General features: G+C 74.8%; 13 protein-coding genes and 1 pseudogene. 8 read left to right on the top strand and 6 right to left on the bottom strand.

The window, feature by feature from the left end; all coding sequences use genetic code 11:
• Positions 1-13: 13 nt before the first annotated feature.
• From NXY84_RS10180 to nirD, 5 genes are all read left to right on the top strand, one after another.
• The gene (locus NXY84_RS10180) at positions 14-442 is read left to right on the top strand and encodes a ChaB family protein (RefSeq protein WP_258726958.1); all 429 of its coding nucleotides are present in this window, start codon (positions 14-16) and stop codon (positions 440-442) included.
• The gene (locus tag NXY84_RS10185; RefSeq protein WP_258726959.1) at positions 439-1,824 is read left to right on the top strand and encodes an NAD(P)/FAD-dependent oxidoreductase; all 1,386 of its coding nucleotides are present in this window, start codon (positions 439-441) and stop codon (positions 1,822-1,824) included. Before NXY84_RS10180 ends, NXY84_RS10185 begins: the two co-directional genes overlap by 4 nt.
• Positions 1,825-1,834: 10 nt before the next feature.
• Complete coding sequence (locus NXY84_RS10190; RefSeq protein ID WP_258726960.1) at positions 1,835-2,563, top strand: DUF72 domain-containing protein; 729 nt, start codon at positions 1,835-1,837, stop codon at positions 2,561-2,563.
• A 150-nt stretch (positions 2,564-2,713) separates the two neighbouring features.
• Complete coding sequence (gene nirB / locus NXY84_RS10195) at positions 2,714-5,290, top strand: nitrite reductase large subunit NirB (RefSeq protein WP_258726961.1); 2,577 nt, start codon at positions 2,714-2,716, stop codon at positions 5,288-5,290.
• Positions 5,287-5,622, top strand: coding sequence for a nitrite reductase small subunit NirD (gene nirD / locus NXY84_RS10200; RefSeq protein ID WP_258726962.1), 336 nt, complete (start codon positions 5,287-5,289; stop codon positions 5,620-5,622). The genes nirB and nirD overlap by 4 nt, the downstream gene beginning before the upstream one ends.
• Positions 5,623-5,780: 158 nt before the next feature.
• Here the strand turns inward: nirD and NXY84_RS10205 are convergent, their stop codons facing one another.
• The 3 genes from NXY84_RS10205 to NXY84_RS10215 form a co-directional block, all read right to left on the bottom strand.
• Positions 5,781-6,134 carry a hypothetical protein gene (locus tag NXY84_RS10205; RefSeq protein WP_258726963.1) on the bottom strand — a complete coding sequence of 118 codons (354 nt, stop codon included), beginning with the start codon at positions 6,132-6,134 and terminating at the stop codon, positions 5,781-5,783.
• 121 nt (positions 6,135-6,255) lie between these two features.
• Complete coding sequence (locus NXY84_RS10210; RefSeq protein ID WP_258726964.1) at positions 6,256-8,745, bottom strand: beta-glucosidase; 2,490 nt, start codon at positions 8,743-8,745, stop codon at positions 6,256-6,258.
• Entirely contained in the window at positions 8,745-10,094 is a 1,350-nt protein-coding gene (locus tag NXY84_RS10215; RefSeq protein WP_258726965.1) for an MFS transporter, read from the bottom strand. The genes NXY84_RS10210 and NXY84_RS10215 overlap by 1 nt, the downstream gene beginning before the upstream one ends.
• Positions 10,095-10,284: 190 nt before the next feature.
• On the opposite strand from NXY84_RS10215, the pseudogene NXY84_RS10220 reads away from it, so the two are divergent.
• Positions 10,285-10,395 (top strand): annotated as a pseudogene (locus NXY84_RS10220) (LacI family DNA-binding transcriptional regulator); the annotation flags it as partial.
• 416 nt (positions 10,396-10,811) lie between these two features.
• Entirely contained in the window at positions 10,812-11,300 is a 489-nt protein-coding gene (locus tag NXY84_RS10225) for a substrate-binding domain-containing protein (protein WP_258727175.1), read from the top strand.
• Positions 11,301-11,378: 78 nt separating this feature from the next.
• On the opposite strand, the gene NXY84_RS10230 is transcribed toward NXY84_RS10225, so the two are convergent.
• Together NXY84_RS10230 and NXY84_RS10235 are read right to left on the bottom strand one after the other, a co-directional pair.
• The gene (locus NXY84_RS10230; protein ID WP_258726966.1) at positions 11,379-11,666 is read right to left on the bottom strand and encodes a DUF3072 domain-containing protein; all 288 of its coding nucleotides are present in this window, start codon (positions 11,664-11,666) and stop codon (positions 11,379-11,381) included.
• A gap of 2 nt (positions 11,667-11,668) precedes the next feature.
• Positions 11,669-12,469, bottom strand: coding sequence for an SDR family NAD(P)-dependent oxidoreductase (locus NXY84_RS10235; RefSeq protein ID WP_258726967.1), 801 nt, complete (start codon positions 12,467-12,469; stop codon positions 11,669-11,671).
• A 203-nt stretch (positions 12,470-12,672) separates the two neighbouring features.
• On the opposite strand from NXY84_RS10235, the gene NXY84_RS10240 reads away from it, so the two are divergent.
• Positions 12,673-17,847 carry a glycoside hydrolase family 3 N-terminal domain-containing protein gene (locus NXY84_RS10240; protein ID WP_258726968.1) on the top strand — a complete coding sequence of 1,725 codons (5,175 nt, stop codon included), beginning with the start codon at positions 12,673-12,675 and terminating at the stop codon, positions 17,845-17,847.
• A 151-nt stretch (positions 17,848-17,998) separates the two neighbouring features.
• Here NXY84_RS10240 and NXY84_RS10245 read toward each other — a convergent pair whose 3' ends face one another.
• Positions 17,999-18,721 (bottom strand): hypothetical protein, encoded by a 723-nt coding sequence (locus NXY84_RS10245; protein WP_258726969.1) that lies wholly within the window; start codon positions 18,719-18,721, stop codon positions 17,999-18,001.
• Between the last annotated feature and the right edge of the window lie 90 nt (positions 18,722-18,811).

Below are 18,811 nucleotides of genomic sequence, written 5' to 3' on the forward strand. Positions count from 1 at the left end.
AGAGGAGACCGGGATGCCGAAGACGACCCGCGCGGGCAAGCCCAAGCAGAGCGAGCTCCCCGAGACGCTCAAGCGCTCCGACGCGAAGGCCCAGCGCACGTTCACCAAGACCTACGACTCGGCCGCCGAGGAGTACGACGGCGACGAGGAGCGCGCGCACCGCGTCGCGTACGCCGCGCTCAAGCACACGCACGAGAAGGTCGGCGACCACTGGGATCCCAAGGACGAGCACGGGCCGTCCGACCCGCAGGCCGAGGGCGGCGCTGGTACGGACCGGCCGACCGCGGGTGGTGTCGACGCGAACGCGAGCAAGCAGCACCTGTACGACCTCGCGAAGCGGCTCGACGTGCCCGGGCGCTCGTCGATGACCAAGGCCGAGCTCGTCGAGGCGATCCAGAAGGCGAACGACCGCGCGTCCCGACGCGCCCGTGAGGGTTCGTGACCGCCGCGGGCCGCCCCGCGCCCCACCACGTCGTCGTGATCGGCTCCGGCTTCGGCGGGCTGTTCGCCACGAAGGGGCTCGCGCACGACCCCGTGAAGGTCACGGTGCTCGCGAGCACCGGCCACCACCTGTTCCAGCCGCTGCTCTACCAGGTCGCCACCGGCGTGCTGTCGCAGGGCGAGATCGCCCCGGCCACGCGCGACGTGCTGCGTCGCCAGCGCAACGCCCGGGTGCTGCTCGGCACGGTCACCGACATCGACCTGCAGAGCCGGGTCGTGACGTCCCGCTCACCGGGCGGCACGACCACGACGTCCTACGACAGCCTCGTCGTCGCGGCCGGCGCCGGGCAGTCGTACTTCGGGAACGACGAGTTCGCGGCGCACGCGCCCGGGCTCAAGAGCATCGACGACGCGCTCGAGCTGCGCGGGCGGATCTTCGGCGCGTTCGAGCTCGCGGAGCTCAGCCGCGACCCCGCGGAGGTGCGCCGCCTGCTGACCTTCGTCGTCGTGGGCGCCGGCCCGACCGGCGTCGAGATGGCCGGGCAGATCGCGGAGCTCGCGCACCGCGCGCTCGCGGACAGCTTCCGGCACATCGACCCGCGGCACGCGCGCATCGTGCTCGCCGACGCGGCGCCCGCCGTGCTGCCGACGTTCCCGGAGAAGCTCGGGCGCGCCGCGGCCCGGCGGCTCGAGGACCTGGGCGTCGAGGTGATGCTCGACGCGAAGGTCGTGGGCCTCGACGGGACGGGCGTCGACCTCGAGGCCCCGGACGGCTCCCGCAGCCGGGTCGAGGGGCGCTGCACGGTCTGGGCCGCCGGGGTCGCGGCCTCGCCGCTCGGCGCCCGGCTCGCGGAGCAGAGCGGTGCGGAGACCGACCGGGCCGGACGCGTGCGCGTCGAGCCCGACTGCACGCTGCCGGGCCACCCGGAGGTGTTCGTCGTCGGCGACCTCATGGCCCTGGACCTGCCCGGGGTCGCGCAGGTGGCGATGCAGAGCGGCGAGCACGCCGCGGGGCAGATCCGCCGCCGGCTGCGCGGTGAGCCGACCGGGCAGCCGTTCGCGTACCGCGACAAGGGCAGCATGGCGACGGTCTCGCGGTTCCACGCCGTCGCGCAGGTCGGGTCGTTCCAGACCGCCGGGTTCGTCGCGTGGGTGCTGTGGCTGGCCGTGCACCTCGTGTACCTCGTCGGGTTCAAGAACCGGCTCACGACGCTGCTGCACTGGACGGTGAGCTTCGTCGGGCGGGGCCGCTCCGAGCGCACCGCGACGCTGCAGCAGGTGCTCGGACGGCGGGCGCTCGGCGAGCACGAGCGGGCGCTCGGCGACCAGCAGCCCGCGACCACGCCGCGGCCGGGCGGTCCCGGCGCTGCGGGGGAGACGTGAGCGCGCCCCGATGACGGTGCACGTCGGTACCTCGGGGTGGAGCTACGACCACTGGGAGGGCGAGGTCTACCCGCCGGGGACCCCGAGCCGCGACCGGCTCGGGTACTACGTCCGGCGGTTCTCGACCGTCGAGCTCAACGCGAGCTTCTACCGCTGGCCGCGGACCGCGACGTTCGCGGGGTGGCGCGAGCGGCTGCCGCCCGGCTTCCTCATGACGGTCAAGGCCCCGCGCGGGCTGACGCACGCGAAGAAGCTGTACGACCCCGAGGTGTGGATCGAGCGCATCTCGGCCGGGTGGCACGAGCTGGGCGACAAGCGCGCGGTGCTGCTCGTGCAGACCTCGCCGCTGCACGCGCGCGACGACGCCCGGCTCGACTGGTTCCTCGCCCACGTCCCGCCGTGGATCCGCGTCTGCGTCGAGCTCCGGCACCCCTCCTGGGAGCACGAGGACGTGCTGCGCCTCCTCGAGCGGCACGGCGCGGCGTACTGCGTGATGAGCGGCGCGGGACTGCCGTGCCGGCTGCGCGTGACCGCGCCGTTCGCGTACGTGCGCCTGCACGGCCCCGACCACGAGCACCTGTACGCCGGCTCCTACTCCGACGACGACCTGCGCTGGTGGGCCGACCGGATCCGGGAGTGGGAGTCCGCGGGTACCGAGGTGTTCGCGTACTTCAACAACGACGGCCACGCGCACGCCGTCCGCAACGCCGAGACCCTGCGGCGCTTCCTCACCACCTGAGGCGCCGGCGCCGGCGCACCGCGTGCTCCCAGGTCAACGCGGCGCGCTGTGAGACGGCCTGGGTCGAAGGGCCCGGACCGGGCCCGGAGCCGGCCGGGATCATGGCTCGTGCGGGTCCACCACGCCCGCGACCCGAGCGAAAGACCCACCATGAGCCTGACTTCTCCCGGCCGCGTCCTCGTCGTCGGCGCCGGCATGGTCGCCCACCACCTCGTCGAGCAGCTCGTCGCCCGCTCGCCCGAGGGCGAGTGGCAGCTGACCGTGCTCGGCAAGGAGGACGCCGCCCCGTACGACCGCGTGCACCTCTCCGAGTTCTTCACCGGGCGGGACGGGAGCGCCCTGACCCTGTCGGGGACGCCGTGGCTCGACCCGCGGGTGCAGCTGCGCACGGGCGACCCGGTGCGCAGCATCGACCGCGACGCGCGCACGGTCACGACCCGCTCCGGGCGCGTCGAGGCGTACGACCACCTCGTGCTCGCGACCGGCTCGTGGGCCTGGACCCCGCGCACCGAGGGCACCGACCTGCCCGGCGTGTTCACGTACCGCACTCTCGGGGACGTCGAGGCGCTGCGCGACTGGGTCGCCCGGCGCACCGAGGAGCTCGGCCGGCCGCTCGCGGGTGCGGTCGTCGGCGGCGGGGTGCTCGGGCTCGAAGCGGCAGCCGCGCTGCAGACGCTCGGCACGAGCGCGACGGTCGTCGAGTTCGCCGACCGGCTCATGAACGTCCAGCTCGACGACGGCGGCGGCGAGGCCCTGCGCGTCCTGGTCACCGGGCTCGGCATGGACGTGCGCACCTCGACGGGCGCGACGCGGCTCGGGGCCGCGGACGACGGCGCGGTCGCGACGATGGACCTGTCCGACGGCTCGTCCGTCCCCGCGGACGTCGTGGTGTTCTCGACCGGCGTGCGCCCGCGCGACCGGGTGGCCCGCGAGTCGGGGCTCGCGATCGGCGAGCGGGGCGGCGTCGTCGTCGGCCCCACGTGCCGCACGTCCGACCCGTCGATCTGGGCCGTGGGGGAGTGCGCGTCGTTCGAGGGTGAGTGCACCGGGCTCGTCGCGCCGGGCAACGCGATGGCCGACGTCGTCGTCGACCAGCTGCTCGGCGGGTCCGCGACCTACCGGCCCGCGGCGGACGGCACGAAGCTCAAGGGCGTCGGGGTCGACGCCGCGAGCTTCGGCGACGTGTTCGCGCTGACCCCGGGCGCGCTCGAGGTCATGTTCGCCGACCCGGTCGCCCAGACGTACCGCAAGCTCGTCGTGTCGGACGACGCGCGCACCCTGCTCGGCGGGGTGTTCGTCGGCGACACGTCGCTGTACTCCTCGCTGCGACCGATGCTCGGCCGCCCGCTCGGCGCCGACCCGTCCGCGTTCCTCGCACCCGAGGGCGGCGCGCCCGCGCCCGGCCCGGACCTGCCCGACGACGTCGTCGTCTGCTCGTGCTCCAACGTCTCGGCGGGCACCGTGCGCGCCGCGGTCACCGAGCACGGCTGCACGAGCGTCGGCGAGGTCAAGACGTGCACCCGCGCCGGCACCGTCTGCGGCTCGTGCGTCCCGCTGCTGACCAAGATCGTGAGCTCGACGCTCGAGAGCGCGGGCGTCACCGTCTCGAACGCGATGTGCGAGCACTTCGCGATGCCGCGCGCCGAGCTGTTCGCGCTCGTGCGCCGCGACGGGCTGCGCACGTTCACCCAGGTCGTCGAGGCGCACGGCACCGGCCGCGGCTGCGCGGTCTGCAAGCCCGCCGTCGCCTCGATGCTGTCCTCGACGAACGCGGGGCACGTGCTCGAGCGTGAGCACGCGGCGCTGCAGGACACCAACGACCACGTGCTCGCGAACATGCAGAAGGACGGCACGTACTCGGTGGTCCCGCGCGTGCGGGGCGGGGAGATCACCCCCGAGAAGCTCGTCGTGCTCGGCCGGGTCGCCGCCGAGTTCGGGCTCGCGACCCGCATCACGGGCGCGCAGCGCATCGCGATGTTCGGTGCACGCATCGACCAGCTGCCCGCGATCTGGCGTCGCCTCGTCGACGCCGGCTTCGAGTCGGGCCAGGCGTACGGCAAGTCGCTGCGCGCGGTGAAGTCGTGCGTCGGTCAGGCCTGGTGCCGGTTCGGGGTGCAGGACTCCGCGAGCATGGCGGTGCGCCTCGAGCTCCGCTACCGGGGCCTGCGCTCGCCGCACAAGTTCAAGGTCGGCGTCTCGGGCTGCGCGCGCGAGTGCGCCGAGGCGCGCGGCAAGGACGTCGGCGTCATCGCGACCGAGAAGGGCTGGAACGTCTACGTCGGCGGCAACGGCGGCTTCACGCCGCGGCACGCCGAGCTTCTCGCGGAGGACCTCGACGACGACCGGCTGGTCCAGGTGATCGACCGGTTCCTCGCGCACTACATCCAGTCCGCGGACCGGGTGCAGCGGACCGCGCCGTGGGTCGCGGAGTACCCGGGCGGGCTCGCCGAGCTGCGCCGGGTCGTCGTCGACGACGCGCGGGGCCTGGGCGCCGAGCTGGACGCGGTCATGGCCGAGCACGTCGCGCAGTACACCGACGAGTGGCGCGCGACGCTCGACGACCCGGAGAAGCTGCGGCAGTTCGTGTCCTTCGTGAACGCCCCGGACACCCCGGACCCTGACCTCGTCTACGCCCCGGTGCGCGGCCAGGTCCGCCCCGCGCGCGCCGGTGACGACGTCGCCGACCGCAGCCCTGTGGTCGCCCGCACGCTGGAGGTGCGCTCATGAGCGCCTGGACGACCGTCTGCCACGTCGAGGACCTGCTGCCCGAGCGCGGGGCCGCGGCGCTCGTCGGTGACCAGCAGGTCGCGGTGTTCCGGCTGGAGGACGACGAGGTCGTCGCGGTGCAGCAGCGCGACCCGTTCTCGGGCGCCAACGTGCTCTCGCGCGGCATCGTCGGCTCGGCCGGGGAGGCGGTGACGCTCGCCTCGCCCATGTACAAGCAGGTGTGGGACCTGCGCACCGGGGCGTGCCTCGACGCGGCCGGCAAGGAGCCGCAGGACCTGCGGACGTTCGACGTCGTGGTGGACGCCGACGGCCGCGTGCGGGTCGCCGGCTGAGGGTCGGCGGCACGGGGGTGTCGTGCCAAGGGGGCGCGAGGCCCGGGCCGACAAGGGCCACCACGCGCGGTGCGTGGCGGCCCTGTCGTGCGTCTGCGGTCGACCGGCGCGGCTCGGCGCGCCTCGGCTCGGTGCCGGAGACACGATTCGCCGGGGTGTCAGCGCGGCTGCGCCGGGTTGGTCGGGTCGCCGTGCGACGGCGGGTTGATCTTGGGGCCCTGCGTCTGCGGGCTCACGAGGCTGCCGCCCTGCGCGCCGCCGGCGGCGAGCTCCGGTGCGAGGCCGCTCGCGTCGCCGCCCGACGGCTCGGCGCCGTCCTCGAGCTCGCCGAGCCGGGCCTGGAGCACCTGCAGGACGGGCAGCCGGTCGCCGTGCGCCTGCTCGTACGTCAGCAGCGTCCCGACCTGCTCGGCGCTCAGCGACCGGATGCGGTGGCCGAGGCCGGTGACCGGCAGGTGGTCGTAGTCCGGGATGGGCAGCGCGTCGCGCTCCACGGGCGTCTCGTCACTCATCGTGCCCCCTCGTCGTCGGCGTCGGTCCTCCGACTGTAGGTCGGGACGCGCGACGGCGCAGCGCCACCGGGGGGCCCGGTGACGCTGCGCCGTGGGTGCTGCGAGGAGGCCCCGAGCGGGCTCAGTGCCCGGCCAGCGCGACCTCCGTGCGGACGTCGCCCAGCCCGCGCGCGACGAGCAGGCGCCCGCCCTCGGCGAGCCGGCCCCAGGTGCCCGACGCGGTGTCCCAGCGCCGCCACAGCCGCGCGTCGGTCGTGACCTCGACGCGCACGGACTCGCCCGGCTCGGCGCTCGCGGACGCCCAGCCGACGAGCCGCACGGGCTGGTCGTCGGTCTGCGGGTCGAGGTAGACCTGCACGACCTCGCGGCTCGGGCGCGTCCCGGTGTTCGTCACCGTGACCTCTACGCGCGGGGCGGCGCCCGACTCGTCGACCGTCACGTCCGCGTACTCCCACGTGGCGTAGCCCAGGCCGTGCCCGAGCCAGAACGCCGGCTCCGGCGCCAGGCCGGCGTGGTGGCCGCGGTACCCGACGAACGTGCCCTCGGTGTACTCGAGGTCGCCGTCGACGGGCGTCACCGACCACGCGGGTGCGGCGCCGTCCGCGGCGGGGAACGTCGTGACGAGGCGCCCCGCGGGCTCGATGTCGCCGAGCAGCGCGGCGGCGACGGCGTGACCGCCCTCCTGCCCGGGCAGCCCGGCCCACAGCACCGCGTCGACCTCGTCGAGCCACGGCATGAGCACCGGCGTCGCGGCGTTCACGACGACGACCGTCCTGCGGGCCGCGGCGGCGACCGCGCTCACCATCGCGTCCTGGTCGCCGGGCAGCGCGAGCGTCGACTTGTCGACCGACTCGGTCTCGCGCTCCTCGGTCAGGCCCACGACCACGACGGCGACGTCGGCCGCGCGTGCGGCGGCGACCGCGTCGGCGATCACGTCGGCCGCGGGCCGCGGCGCCGGGCGGGCGACGAGCCCGAACAGACCGACCCCGGCCATCGGCTCGGCGTCCGCCTCGACCGTCACGCCGGCGGCGACGTCGAGCACGTCCGTCGCGGCCGGCGGGCGCAGCATGACCTCGCCGTCGATCACGGCGTCGGTGTCGACGTCGAGCACCTCGGTCGCGGCGGGCGGCGCGAGCATCTCCTCGGCGAACCCGCCGCCGGCGCGCAGCGAGTGCCGAAGCGTCCGGTCGCCGACCGCCAGCACCCAGTCGCCGACCCCCATGACCCCGACCTCGGCCGCACCGGCCTGCGACAGCCGGGCCTGGAAGCGCACCGTGTGCACGGCCTGCGGGAGGTCGTCGTCGAAGCCGACCATCGTCGTCGCGGTGTCCGAGTGGCGCTCGTCGAGCACCGTGCCGTCCTCCGCGAGGAGCGTGACGTGCACGCCCGGCTCGCCCGTCACGGGGTCGGTCACGAACTCCGGTCGGGCGGCGACCGAGCGCTCGCGCACCTCGACGCCGTCGACGACCGTCACCGCGTCACCGAGGAGGGCGGTCAGGCCCTCCGCGACGCTGACCTGGTACGGCGGGTTGACCTGCGCCGAGCCGCCGCCCATGTCGATCGTCTCGAGCGCGTGCCGCCCGACGAGCGCGACCGACGTGCCGCGCCCGAGCGGGAGGACGGCGTCGCGGTTCGTCAGGACCGTCATGCCCTGCGCGGCGAGGCGCGTGAGCTGCTCCCGGCGCACCGCGCTGTCGGGCGCGGGGAGGTCGTCCGGGTACGAGCGGAGCTCGCCCAGCGCGCCGACGCGGTCCGCGAGCACGAGGAGGCGCGCGAGGTGGTCGTCGACCACGGACTCGTCGACCTCGCCCGAGCGCACCGCGGCGACGAGCGCGTCGCCCCACGGGCCGTCGGGGCCGGGCATCACGAGGTCGAGCCCGCCGTTGGCCGCGGGGCCGGCGGTCCTCGTGGCGAACCAGTCGGACATGACGAGGCCGGTCCAGCCCCACTCGCCCTTGACGACCTCGTTGATCACGTGGTCCTGCTCGGTCGCCGCGACGCCGTTGACGTCGTTGTACGCGGCCATCATCGACCAGGGGTCCGACTCCTGCGTCGCGATCTCGAAGGGGAGCAGGTAGAGCTCCCGGAGCGTCGCCTCGTCCACCACGCTGTTCATCGTGTTGCGCTGCGTCTCGGACTCGTTGGCCACGAGGTGCTTGAGGCAGGCCCCGACGCGCAGCGACTGCAGGCCGTCGACGTAGGACGCCGCGAGCCGGCCGGTGAGCAGCGGGTCCTCGGAGTACGCCTCGAAGACGCGCCCGTTGAGCACCGAGCGGTGCAGGTTGATCGTCGGGCCGAGCACGACGTGGATCTCCTGGGCGAGCGCCTCCTCGGCGAGCATCCGGCCGACCTCACGGGTCGTCTCGGGGTCCCAGGCGGAGGCGAGCAGCGTCGCGTTGGGGAACAGGGCGACCTTGCGACCGCCCGTGAACTTCAGCCCGCGCACACCGGTCGGTCCGTCGGACAGGCGCAGCTCGCCGAGCCCGATCGACTCGTCGGGGGCCAGCGTGAACGCCGTCGCCCCCGTGAGGAGGCGCACCTTGGTGGGCAGGTCGAGCGTCCGGACGAGCGCGCGCACGTCGGTCTGCGTGGAGACGGGGGACATGGTCATCACTTCACCTTCTTGACGGGGATGATGGCGAGCGCGCCGACGAACACCAGCAGCGCCGCGACGATGTAGAGCCGGTCGTAGTTGAGGGCGGGCCCGGCGATGAGCAGGGCTCCGAGGAACGGCGCGACCGACTGCGGGCCGGCGTTGGCGATGTTGAAGACGCCCAGGTCCTTCGCGGCGTCGTCGGGGTTCGGCAGCACCTCGATGACGAGCGCGAGGTCGACGCCCATGTAGATGCCGAACGCGGCGCCCAGGAGCACCTCGACGAGGTAGAACCCGCCGACGGTCGTGACCTGGGTGAGCAGGCCGAGCCCCACGGCGAACAGCGCCGTCGAGGCGAAGACGAAGACCTTGCGGCGGGCGAGCCGGTCGGACACGATCCCGGCGAGCTGCCCGACGACCACGAGCACGACGGTGTAGATGAGCACGCCGGTGAAGATGGTGTCGGTCGCCTGCTTGTCGGTGAGCCCCAGGTTGTCCTTCATCCAGAAGAACCGGAACGTCGAGAACAGGAAGCTGCCGAGCGTCAGCAGGAACCGCGACCACCAGGCCCACGCGAAGTCGGCGTGCTTGCGGGGGTCGATCCAGAAGGTGTTCAGCCACGCCCGCACGTCCATCGGCCCGGGACGCTCGGTCAGCGGGCGATCCTTCAGGACGAGCGAGAAGGTCAGCATCCCGAGGACGCCGATCACGGCGGGCACCATGAACAGCGGGACCATCGCGTTCGTGAACAGCCCGGCGACCCAGATCGAGGCGAGGATGCCGACGTTCTGCATCACGCCGGCGAGCGCGCTGATGCGTGCGGTCTGCGACTTCGGGACCTGGTCGGCGATGGTCGCGAGGTAGGCGGCGAAGCACGCGTTGGCCGCGAGCTGCGCCAGGAACCAGCCGACGACGAGCGTGGGCACGTTGTCGGCGAGGGAGATCAGCAGGAGGCACGCAGCCAGCGCGAGGCTGCCGCCGACCATCCATGGCCGCCTCCGGCCGAAGCGGGACATCGTGCGGTCGGACAGGCGCCCGAAGATCGGGTTGGCGAGCAGCGCGGCGAACGCGCCCACGCCGAGGATGAGGCCCTGGGCTGTCGTGGCGTTCTCGGGCCCGACGACCCGGATGACCTTGATGGCCATGCTCACCATGACGGGACCGAGCAGCGCGATGAACAGCGCGAGCTGGGCGAAGGCGAAGCCGAGGACGAACGGCGCCCGGACGGGCTCGGTCGGCGGCGCGTGCTCGGAGGTGGGGACGGGCCTCTCGTGGCCCGGGATCCCGGAGGTGACGATCGACGCGGACGGCTCTGTGGTGTCGGGCGTCGGGGGGCTGAAGGGCTGGACGGGCGTTCCGCTGCTCATGTCTGCTCCGGCTGGCGGTGGCGGAAAAACGGGCTGATGCGTGTCACTGACACGTGTCACTTGCGCGTGTCAGTACGGTAGGGTGTGGATTGTCGGTTTGGCAACAGACCAGTTCAGAGGCTCGTTCTCCGGCCCGCAGGGACCCGCCGGGACCCTCGTCGAGCCGCTGCAGGGGCACACAGGAGGCGTCATGGTCACCATCCGGACCCGTCGCGTCACGAGCGCGGACGTCGCCCGCGAGGCGGGCGTCTCGCGGACGACCGTGAGCTACGTCCTGAACGACACCCCGCACCAGAAGATCCCCGAGGAGACCCGGCAGCGCGTCCTCGACGCGGTCGCACGCCTCGAGTACGCGCCGTCCGCGGCCGCGCGCACGCTCCAGCGCGGGCGCTCCGACACGGTCCTCTGCCTGCTGCCGAACTGGCCCATCGGGCCGGCCGTCGGTGCGTCGCTCGAGCACCTGTCCGCGGCGCTCGCGGCCCGGGGCCTCACGCTGCTCGCGCACCCGAGCGCGGGCTCGTCACGCACGCTGGCCGACGCCTGGCGGGCGGTCAGCCCGGCCGCGGTCGTGCTGTTCGAGGACGCCGACGAGGAGGACCTCGCGGCGATGCGGGCCGAGGGCATCCAGGTCACGGTCGCGCTGCTCGCCGGGGGTGGTGGGGGGGAGCCGGCACCCGGCGCGGCGCGCTCGAGATCCCGCAGCAGCGCGCCGGCCGGCTGCAGGCCGAGCACCTCGCGGCGGCGGGTCATCGCCGGCTCGGCTACGCGTTCCCGGCCGACCCGCGAGTCGCGGGCTTCGCGGGGCCGCGGCTCGCGGGCGTGCGTGCGGCGTGCGCCGACCTGGGGCTCGACGACCCGGTCGTGCTGACGGTGCCGCTCGAGATCGACGCCGCGAAGGACGCCGTCGCGACCTGGCGCGGCGCGAGCGTGACCGCGGTGTGCGCCTACAACGACGACGTCGCGCTCGCGCTCCTCACGGGCGTGCGGCGCTCGGGGCTCGCGGTCCCGGGCGACCTCGCGGTCATCGGGTTCGACGACATCCCCGGCGCGGCGGTCGCCGACCCGCCGCTCACCACGGTCACGACCGACCACCGGGCGATCGCCGAGCACATCGCGCAGACGATCGTGCACGGGCTCGAGGGCACGGAGGCCCCGCTGCGCCCGGGCTCCGACGTCGTCGGGCTCGTGCGTCGCGACTCCGCGTGACGCACGAGCCCGAGGTCCGTGCTCGCCGACCGGTCGCCCCTCCGTGGGGCGGCCGGTCGGCGGGGGTGGTGCTGCGGGTCAGGCGCCCTGGCCCGCCCCGCGCCCGGTGCGCGACTGCAGCTCCTCGATGAGCTCCGAGGCCTGCGCCTTCGTCAGGTCGTCGGGCACCTCCTCGCGGGCCTCGCGCGCGAGCGTCGACAGGTAGCTGCCCTGCGGACCGGTCATCGGCTCGTCGCCGGTGACCCAGTCCTGCGGGTCCTTCTCGGGGCTGCCGACGCCGGGCGCGTCGTCCGCGGTGCCGCCCGTGGGCTCGGTCGCGTCAGCGGGAGCGGTCTCGTCGGTCGGGGTCGTCTCGTCGGTCGCCATGCTCAGGCCTCCTGGTCGCTGTGGCGGGGCTCGGTCATCTTCGCGTGCACCGCGGACTTCGCGGTGTCGGGGAGGACCGCACCCATCGCGGTCTGCATCTTGGTCTTGAGCGAGTGCGTCGAGACCTGGTCCTTGCCGGCCATGAGCGCCTCGAAGCCCTGGTGCGCGACCTTGGCCGGGTCGTCCTTCTTCTGCTCGGCGACGCGCGTGCCCTCCATGTGCGAGGCCTCGAAGAAGTCGGTGTCCGTCGGCCCGGGCAGCAGCGCCGTGATCGACACGCCGGTGTCCTTGAGCTCGTGGCGGATCGCCTCGGTGAAGCTCTGCACGAACGCCTTCGACGCCGCGTAGGTCGCGTAGTAGGGCCCGGGCATGCGCGCGGCGACCGACGACGTGACGAGCACCCGGCCCGCGCCGCGCGCCACCATCCGCGGCAGCAGGCGCTTCGCGAGGTGGACCACGGAGACGACGTCGAGCGCGATGACCCGCAGGTCGGCCTCGAGCGGCGTCTCGAGGAAGGGGCCGCCGTTCGCGATGCCGGCGTTGAGCGCGAGCGCATCGACGGGCCGGCCGCCGATCTCGGCGACGAGGCGCTCGACGCCCTCGGGCGTCGCGAGGTCCGCGGTCACCGAGCGCACGGGGTGCCCGTCGGCGACGAGCGTCTGGGTGGCGATCTGCAGGCCGGTCTCGTCCTCGGCGCAGCTGAGCACCTCGAAGCCGTTCTCCGCGAACTCGCGCACGAGCTCGAGGCCGATGCCGCTCGACCCGCCGGTCACGACGGCGAGGGGCAGGGGTGTGACGTCCATGGGATGACCTCCGGGAGGGGCTGGTCGGTGCCTTCGAGGCTAGGTCGGACGGCCGCGCACGGCATGTCGAGCGTGCTGTGCGGCAGCCGTCCAGCTGGACGGACGACCAGGGCATCGTGACCTGATCGTGACCTGTTCTTCACTTACCCGGCAGTAAGTACGGATGGTTCTCTGAGCAGGCCGACCTCACGAAGGAGTGACAGGTGACGCGTCCGACCCTTGCCCTCGTCCCGCCCCGACGCCAGCGTCCCGGCCCGATCCTGCGGCCCGGGGGTGGGTGGCCGGCCGGCCGCACGACCGCTGCCGCGGCGGCCCTCGCGCTCGTGGCCCCGCTCGTCCTGCTCGCGACCGCCGGGCCCGCGCACGCCGCCGGCGACGACCTCGCGATCGCGGGCACGGCGACGGCGTCGCAGTCGCAGGACGACACGGACGGCTCGTTCCCGGCCTCGAACGCGGTCGACGGCGACCCGGCGACGCGGTGGGCGAGCGGCAACGGCCCGGACGAGGACGCGACCTTCACCGCGTGGCTCGCGGTCGACCTCGGCGCCACTGCGGCGGTGGACGGCCTGACCCTGCGCTGGGAGGCCGCCCATGCGGCGTCGTACGAGATCCAGGCGGCGACGGGCGACCCCGCGGACCCCGCGAGCTGGTCGACCGTGCACACGGAGCCCGCGAGCGACGGCGGCGTCGACGAGATCGCGCTCGCCGCGCCCGTCGACGCGCGGCACCTGCGCGTGCACATGCTCGAGCGCGTGCCGTTCACGTGGGACCCCGCGGGACCGCACTGGTACGGGTACTCGCTCTTCGCGATCGAGGTCCACGGCACGCCCGAGCAGCCGGCCGTCGTGGTCGGCCGGGCCACCGCCACGGTCGCCGCCGGCGCCTCGGCGACCGTCCCCGTCGTGCTGAACGCGCCGGCCACCGGCGAGACGCGCGTGCGCGTGACCTCGGGCGGCGGCACCGCGGTCGCCGGGACGGACTACACCGCGGTCGACGAGGTGCTCACGTTCGCCGCCGGGGAGACGACGCAGCAGGTCACGGTCGCGACCGTCGACCACGGCCCGCTCGCACCCGTCACCACGTTCGACCTCACCCTGAGCGACCCGACCGGCCTCGTGCTCGGTGCCCGCACGACGACCACGGTGACGATCGCGCCGCACGGCGACCTGCCCGACGTCGGCCCGAGCGAGGTGCTCGACGACTTCGAGGACGGCGTGCCCGCCGGGTACACGACGTGGGGGATCAGCGCCCCGGTCACGCCGGTGCTCACGACCGCCGAGGCGACGCGCGAGGGTGCGGGCGACGCGAACCACGCGCTCGCCGCCACCGTGGGCGCGATCCCGGCGCCGGGTGACTGGTTCGGCTTCACGCACGACCTCAGCCCCGCCGCCGACTGGTCGGCGTACGACGGCTTCGCGTTCTGGTTCCGCGGCACCGGGGACGGCGGCACGCTGCGCTACGAGCTCAAGAGCGGCGGGCGCATGTTCGAGCGGTCCGTCGTCGACGACAGCGCGGGCTGGCGCCGTGTGACCGTGCCGTTCGCGCAGCTCCGGGTCAAGGGCGACCCGGCGTCCGACGAGCGCTTCGACCCCGCGGCGTCCACGGGCTTCGCGGTCACGCTCACCGACCTCGGCGCGGGCACGTGGCTCTTCGACGACGTCGCGCTCTACCAGCGCGTCACGACGGTCCAGGACTTCGAGGGCGACGTCCCCGTCGCCGAGCCCGGCGGGACGGTCGGGCACTTCACGTGGGGCTCGGACGGCTCCGAGGTGAGCCTCGCGGTGACCGAGCGCGACCGCGACGGCGCCCCCGGCGGCAACCACGTCCTGAGCGGGGAGTACCTCATCCCGTCCGGCGGCTGGGGCGGGTACAGCCACAACCTCGCCGCCGCGCAGGACTGGAGCGGCTTCCGTGGGCTGCGCTTCCTCTGGTACGCCTCGCAGGACAACCGCCCCGCCTCGCCCACCGCGGGCGCGGACATCAAGGTCGAGGTCAAGGACGGCGGGCCCGACGGCGAGCACGCCGAGCTGTGGGCCGCGACGTTCAAGGACAACTGGTCGCCCGACGGCAGCCGGTGGAAGCTCGTCGAGATCCCCTTCACCGACCTCCGGCTCGGCGGCCACCAGCCGGGCGACGAGGCGACCCGCAACGGCACGCTCGACCTGACGTCCGCGTGGGGCTATGCCGTGACGATGGTCCCCGGCACCGCGCAGCCCGTCGGCTGGGCGGTCGACGACGTCGAGCTCTACGGCTCGCCCGCGCCCGTGCCGACCGCCACGGTCGCCGCGACGCAGGACGTCGTGCTCGTCGACCGCGGCGACGTCGCGCAGGTCACGCTCCGGCTCACGACGACCGACGGCGAGCCGCTCCCCGAGCCGGCGACCGTCACCTACGCCCACGCGGGGACGGCCGACACCGCCGAGGCCGGCACGCACTACGAGCCGTTCTCGGGGACGCTGACCTTCGACGCCGGGACGCCCTCGGGCGCCGAGCAGACGATCGAGGTCCGCACGCTCGCCACCTCCGAGGAGGACGACTCCCGGTCGGTCGAGGTGACGCTCACCGCCGAGGGGGCCGACGTCGCGTCGTCGCCGCGGGTCGTGCTCAACGCGGCCGGCGCGCCCTACCTCGACGCGGCACGGCCCACCGCCGAGCGCGTCGAGGACCTCCTCGGGCGCATGACGCTCGCCGAGAAGGTCGGTCAGATGGCCCAGGCCGAGCGGCTCGGCCTGCGTTCCGACAGCGAGATCGGGAGCCTCGGGCTCGGGTCGCTGCTGTCGGGCGGCGGCTCCGTGCCGGCCGACAACACCCCGTCGGGCTGGGCCGACATGATCGACGGCTTCCAGCGCGAGGCGCTCTCGACCCGGCTGCAGATCCCGCTCGTCTACGGCGTCGACGCCGTGCACGGGCACAGCAACGTGGTCGGCGCGACGATCCTGCCGCACAACTCGGGCCTGGGCGCCGCGCGTGACCCCGAGCTCGTGCGCCGGGCGGGGGAGGTCACGGCGCTCGAGGTCCGGGGGACCGGCATCCCGTGGACGTTCTCGCCGTGCCTGTGCGTGACGCGCGACGAGCGGTGGGGCCGCAGCTACGAGTCGTTCGGCGAGGACCCGGCGCTCGTGACGGCGATGGCCCGCGCGGCGGTCGTCGGGCTCCAGGGCGAGGACGCGGCGGACATGTCCGGACCCACCGAGGTGCTCGCGACCGCGAAGCACTGGGTCGGCGACGGCGGCACGCGCTACGAGCCGTCGCTCGCGGGCAGCGGGTACCCGATCGACCAGGGCGTCACGCACGTCGGGTCGCCGGGCGAGCTGCGGCGCCTGCACGTCGACCCGTACGTCCCCGCGCTCGAGGCCGGGGTCGGCTCGATCATGCCGTCGTACTCCGCGGTCGACTCCGGGGACGGCCCGCTGCGCATGCACGAGCACGGCGCGCTCAACACCGACCTGCTCAAGGGCGAGCTCGGGTTCGACGGGTTCCTCATCAGCGACTGGGAGGGCATCGACAAGCTGCCCGGCGGCACGTACGCCGACAAGGTGGCCCGCTCGGTGAACTCGGGGCTCGACATGGCGATGGCGCCCTACAACTACGGCGCGTTCATCACCGCGCTCACGGAGAAGGTCGCCGACGGCACCGTCGCGCAGTCCCGGGTCGACGACGCGGTCCGGCGGATCCTCACGCAGAAGGTCGCGCTCGGGCTGTTCGAGGAGCCGCTCGCGGACCGTACGCACACCGGCGACCTCGGCTCGGCGGAGAACCGGGCCGTCGCGCGCGAGGCCGCCGCGGCGTCCCAGGTGCTGCTGAAGAACGCCGACGACGTCCTGCCGCTCGCGCCGGACGCGCGGGTCTACGTCGCGGGCTCGAACGCCGACGACCTCGGCCACCAGATGGGCGGCTGGTCGATCTCGTGGCAGGGCGGCTCGGGCGACACCACCACGGGCACCACGATCCTCGAGGGCATCCGCGAGGTCGCGCCGTCCGCCCAGGTCACGTGGTCGAAGGACGCGTCGGCACCGACCGACGGCTCGGACGTCGGCGTGGTCGTGGTCGGCGAGCCGCCGTACGCCGAGGGCATCGGGGACGTCGGCAACAACGGCCGCAGCCTCGAGCTGCCGGCCGCGGACCGGGCCGCGATCGACACGGTGTGCGGCGCGATGCCGTGCGTCGTGCTGGTCGTCGCCGGCCGTCCGCAGCTCGTCACGGACCGGCTCGACGCGATCGACGGGCTCGTCGCGTCGTGGCTGCCCGGGACGGAGGGTGCCGGGGTCGCCGACACGCTGTTCGGCGCCCGCCCGTTCACCGGTCGGCTGCCCGTGTCCTGGCCGGCGGACGCCGCCCAGGTGCCGGTCAACGTCGGGGACACGACGTACGCACCGCTCTACGCCTACGGCTGGGGCGTGCGGACGGACGCCCCGCGGGCCCGGCTCGAGCAGGTCGTCGCGGGGCTGAGCTCGAGCCCGGCGCGCACCGCGGTGCAGGCGGTGCTCGACGCGGACGTGTGGGACGGGGACGTGCTCTCGACCGACGACGCGGACGTCGAGCGCGCGGTTCGGCTCCTCGCGACGGCCGCGTCCGCGCTCGACGGCGGGGGCGACCGGTTCACCGACGCCGGGCTCGTGGTCTCGCTCGTGCGCGACCTCGCGCAGGCCGCGGTCGTCGAGGGCGGCCCCGGGCTGCCGGCCGACGCCGCGGCGCGGACCGCCGACGCCGAGCACGCACTCATGGCCGGGCGCGCGGGGGACTCCGTGGCGCTCCTCGCGGACGTCCTGGGCGTCGGGCTTGCCGAGCGGGCGACGTCCACCACGGCGGTGCGCGTCGCACCCGCGACCGTGGTCCTCGGCCGGCCCGGGACCGCCACCGTCACGGTCGCGGCATCCGAGGGTCGCGCGTCGGGGACCGTCGACGTGCGCGTCGACGGTGTCGCCGTCGCGACCGTCGAGCTCCCCGCCGGAGCCGCGTCACGCGATGCGCGCGTCCGGGTCGCGCTCCCCGCGGGCGTCGCGGTCGGCACGCACGAGGTCACCGCGGCCTACCTCGGCGACGCGGCGGTGGCCGGCTCGGTGTCCGACCCCGCGCGGTACCGGGTCCTCCGCACGACGCCGACGGTCGGCACCGCCGGGACCGACTGGGACGTGCGCCGGGCCGACGCCAAGGTCGTGCACGTCGCGGTGACGGGTGCGCCGGGGGTCACCCCGACCGGGACGGTCGAGGTGCAGGTCAACGGCCGCCGCGCGGCGACGGCGACGCTCGACGGCGACGGGCGCGCGCAGGTCACGCTCCCGACGTCGACCCGGACGTCGCTCGTGACGGTCGTCTACCGCGGCGACGCGTCCTACACCGCGTCGGTCGGTTGGCCGCGCGTGCTCGTGGTCCGCTGAGCGCGGGGCGGGCGTCCGGGAGCAGGCCGGGCGCCCGCCCCGTGGCGGTGGCACGGCACGGCCGGACCCCGCCCGCCGTGCCGGTGCACGGCCGGCGGGACGCGCGGCACGGCCCGGGGGCGGTGCGCTCCCCGGGCCGTGCCGTCGGCCCTCAGGTCCCGGCGCCCACGCGCTCGCGGGCCGACGCGACGGCGGGGGCCTGCGGCAGCGGCTTGCCCGCCTCGGCGGCCCGTGCCCGGCGCTCCTCGCGCGCCGCGCCCACCCGCACGATCTCGATGCCCGCGGCGAGCATCGCGAGCATGCGGTCCTCGGTGTCGGGCACGCACGCGTCCGCGACGCCGAGCACCGAGCAGCACACGATGCTCGGGGCGCCGGTCTCGTGGAACCCTGCCGCCGACGTCGTCAGGCCCAGGCTGAACCGGCGCGCCCACTCCGCGGCGAGCGGGACGTCGGCGAGCGCGCGGGCGCTGCGCTCGGTCAGCACGCCGTCGGTGCGGCCCTCGATCTCGGCGAGGCGGCGCTCGGCGGCGAGGATGCCGACCGCGAGCACGCGCTGGGTCTCCTCGGCGACGACGGGCAGCGCGCTCGTCGCGCACCACAGCGCCAGCCGCACGTCGACCTCGCGGTCCTCGGACGTGAGGCCGATGACCGACGGGACGAGCGGCAGCAGCCGTTGCCGGCCGCCGTCGCTCATCTGGTCGTTGACCGTGCGCGCGAGCGTCGCCAGCAGCGCGTGCGTGCACGCGGGGTGGTCGCTCCAGCGCTCTCCCGCGAGGAACGACGCGAGCTCCATGAAGCACGCGCCCTTCGTCGGTCGCCGGTGGCGACCGCGCGAGAGCATCGGTACCCAGTCGGGCGGCAGGTTCTGACGCATGGGACACCCCCAGGACGGCGGACCGTGAGGCGCCTGCGCCTCCCCCCCACTGTGCGCCGACATCAGCTCCGGCACCACCCCTCGGGCCGG

The sequence above is a fragment of the Cellulomonas sp. NS3 genome (genome assembly GCF_024757985.1).
Lineage (GTDB): Bacteria > Actinomycetota > Actinomycetes > Actinomycetales > Cellulomonadaceae > Cellulomonas_A.

Excerpts from the sequence above, each read along its gene's own strand:
- NXY84_RS10215 (WP_258726965.1), bottom strand. The coding sequence starts at position 10,094 with ATGAGCAGCGGAACGCCCGTCCAGCCCTTCAGCCCCCCGACGCCCGAC.
- NXY84_RS10190 (WP_258726960.1), top strand. The coding sequence starts at position 1,835 with ATGACGGTGCACGTCGGTACCTCGGGGTGGAGCTACGACCACTGGGAG.
- nirB (WP_258726961.1), top strand. The coding sequence starts at position 2,714 with ATGAGCCTGACTTCTCCCGGCCGCGTCCTCGTCGTCGGCGCCGGCATG.
- nirD (WP_258726962.1), top strand. The coding sequence starts at position 5,287 with ATGAGCGCCTGGACGACCGTCTGCCACGTCGAGGACCTGCTGCCCGAG.
- NXY84_RS10210 (WP_258726964.1), bottom strand. The coding sequence starts at position 8,745 with ATGACCATGTCCCCCGTCTCCACGCAGACCGACGTGCGCGCGCTCGTC.
- NXY84_RS10205 (WP_258726963.1), bottom strand. The coding sequence starts at position 6,134 with ATGAGTGACGAGACGCCCGTGGAGCGCGACGCGCTGCCCATCCCGGAC.
- NXY84_RS10230 (WP_258726966.1), bottom strand. The coding sequence starts at position 11,666 with ATGGCGACCGACGAGACGACCCCGACCGACGAGACCGCTCCCGCTGAC.
- NXY84_RS10245 (WP_258726969.1), bottom strand. The coding sequence starts at position 18,721 with ATGCGTCAGAACCTGCCGCCCGACTGGGTACCGATGCTCTCGCGCGGT.
- NXY84_RS10235 (WP_258726967.1), bottom strand. The coding sequence starts at position 12,469 with ATGGACGTCACACCCCTGCCCCTCGCCGTCGTGACCGGCGGGTCGAGC.
- NXY84_RS10180 (WP_258726958.1), top strand. The coding sequence starts at position 14 with ATGCCGAAGACGACCCGCGCGGGCAAGCCCAAGCAGAGCGAGCTCCCC.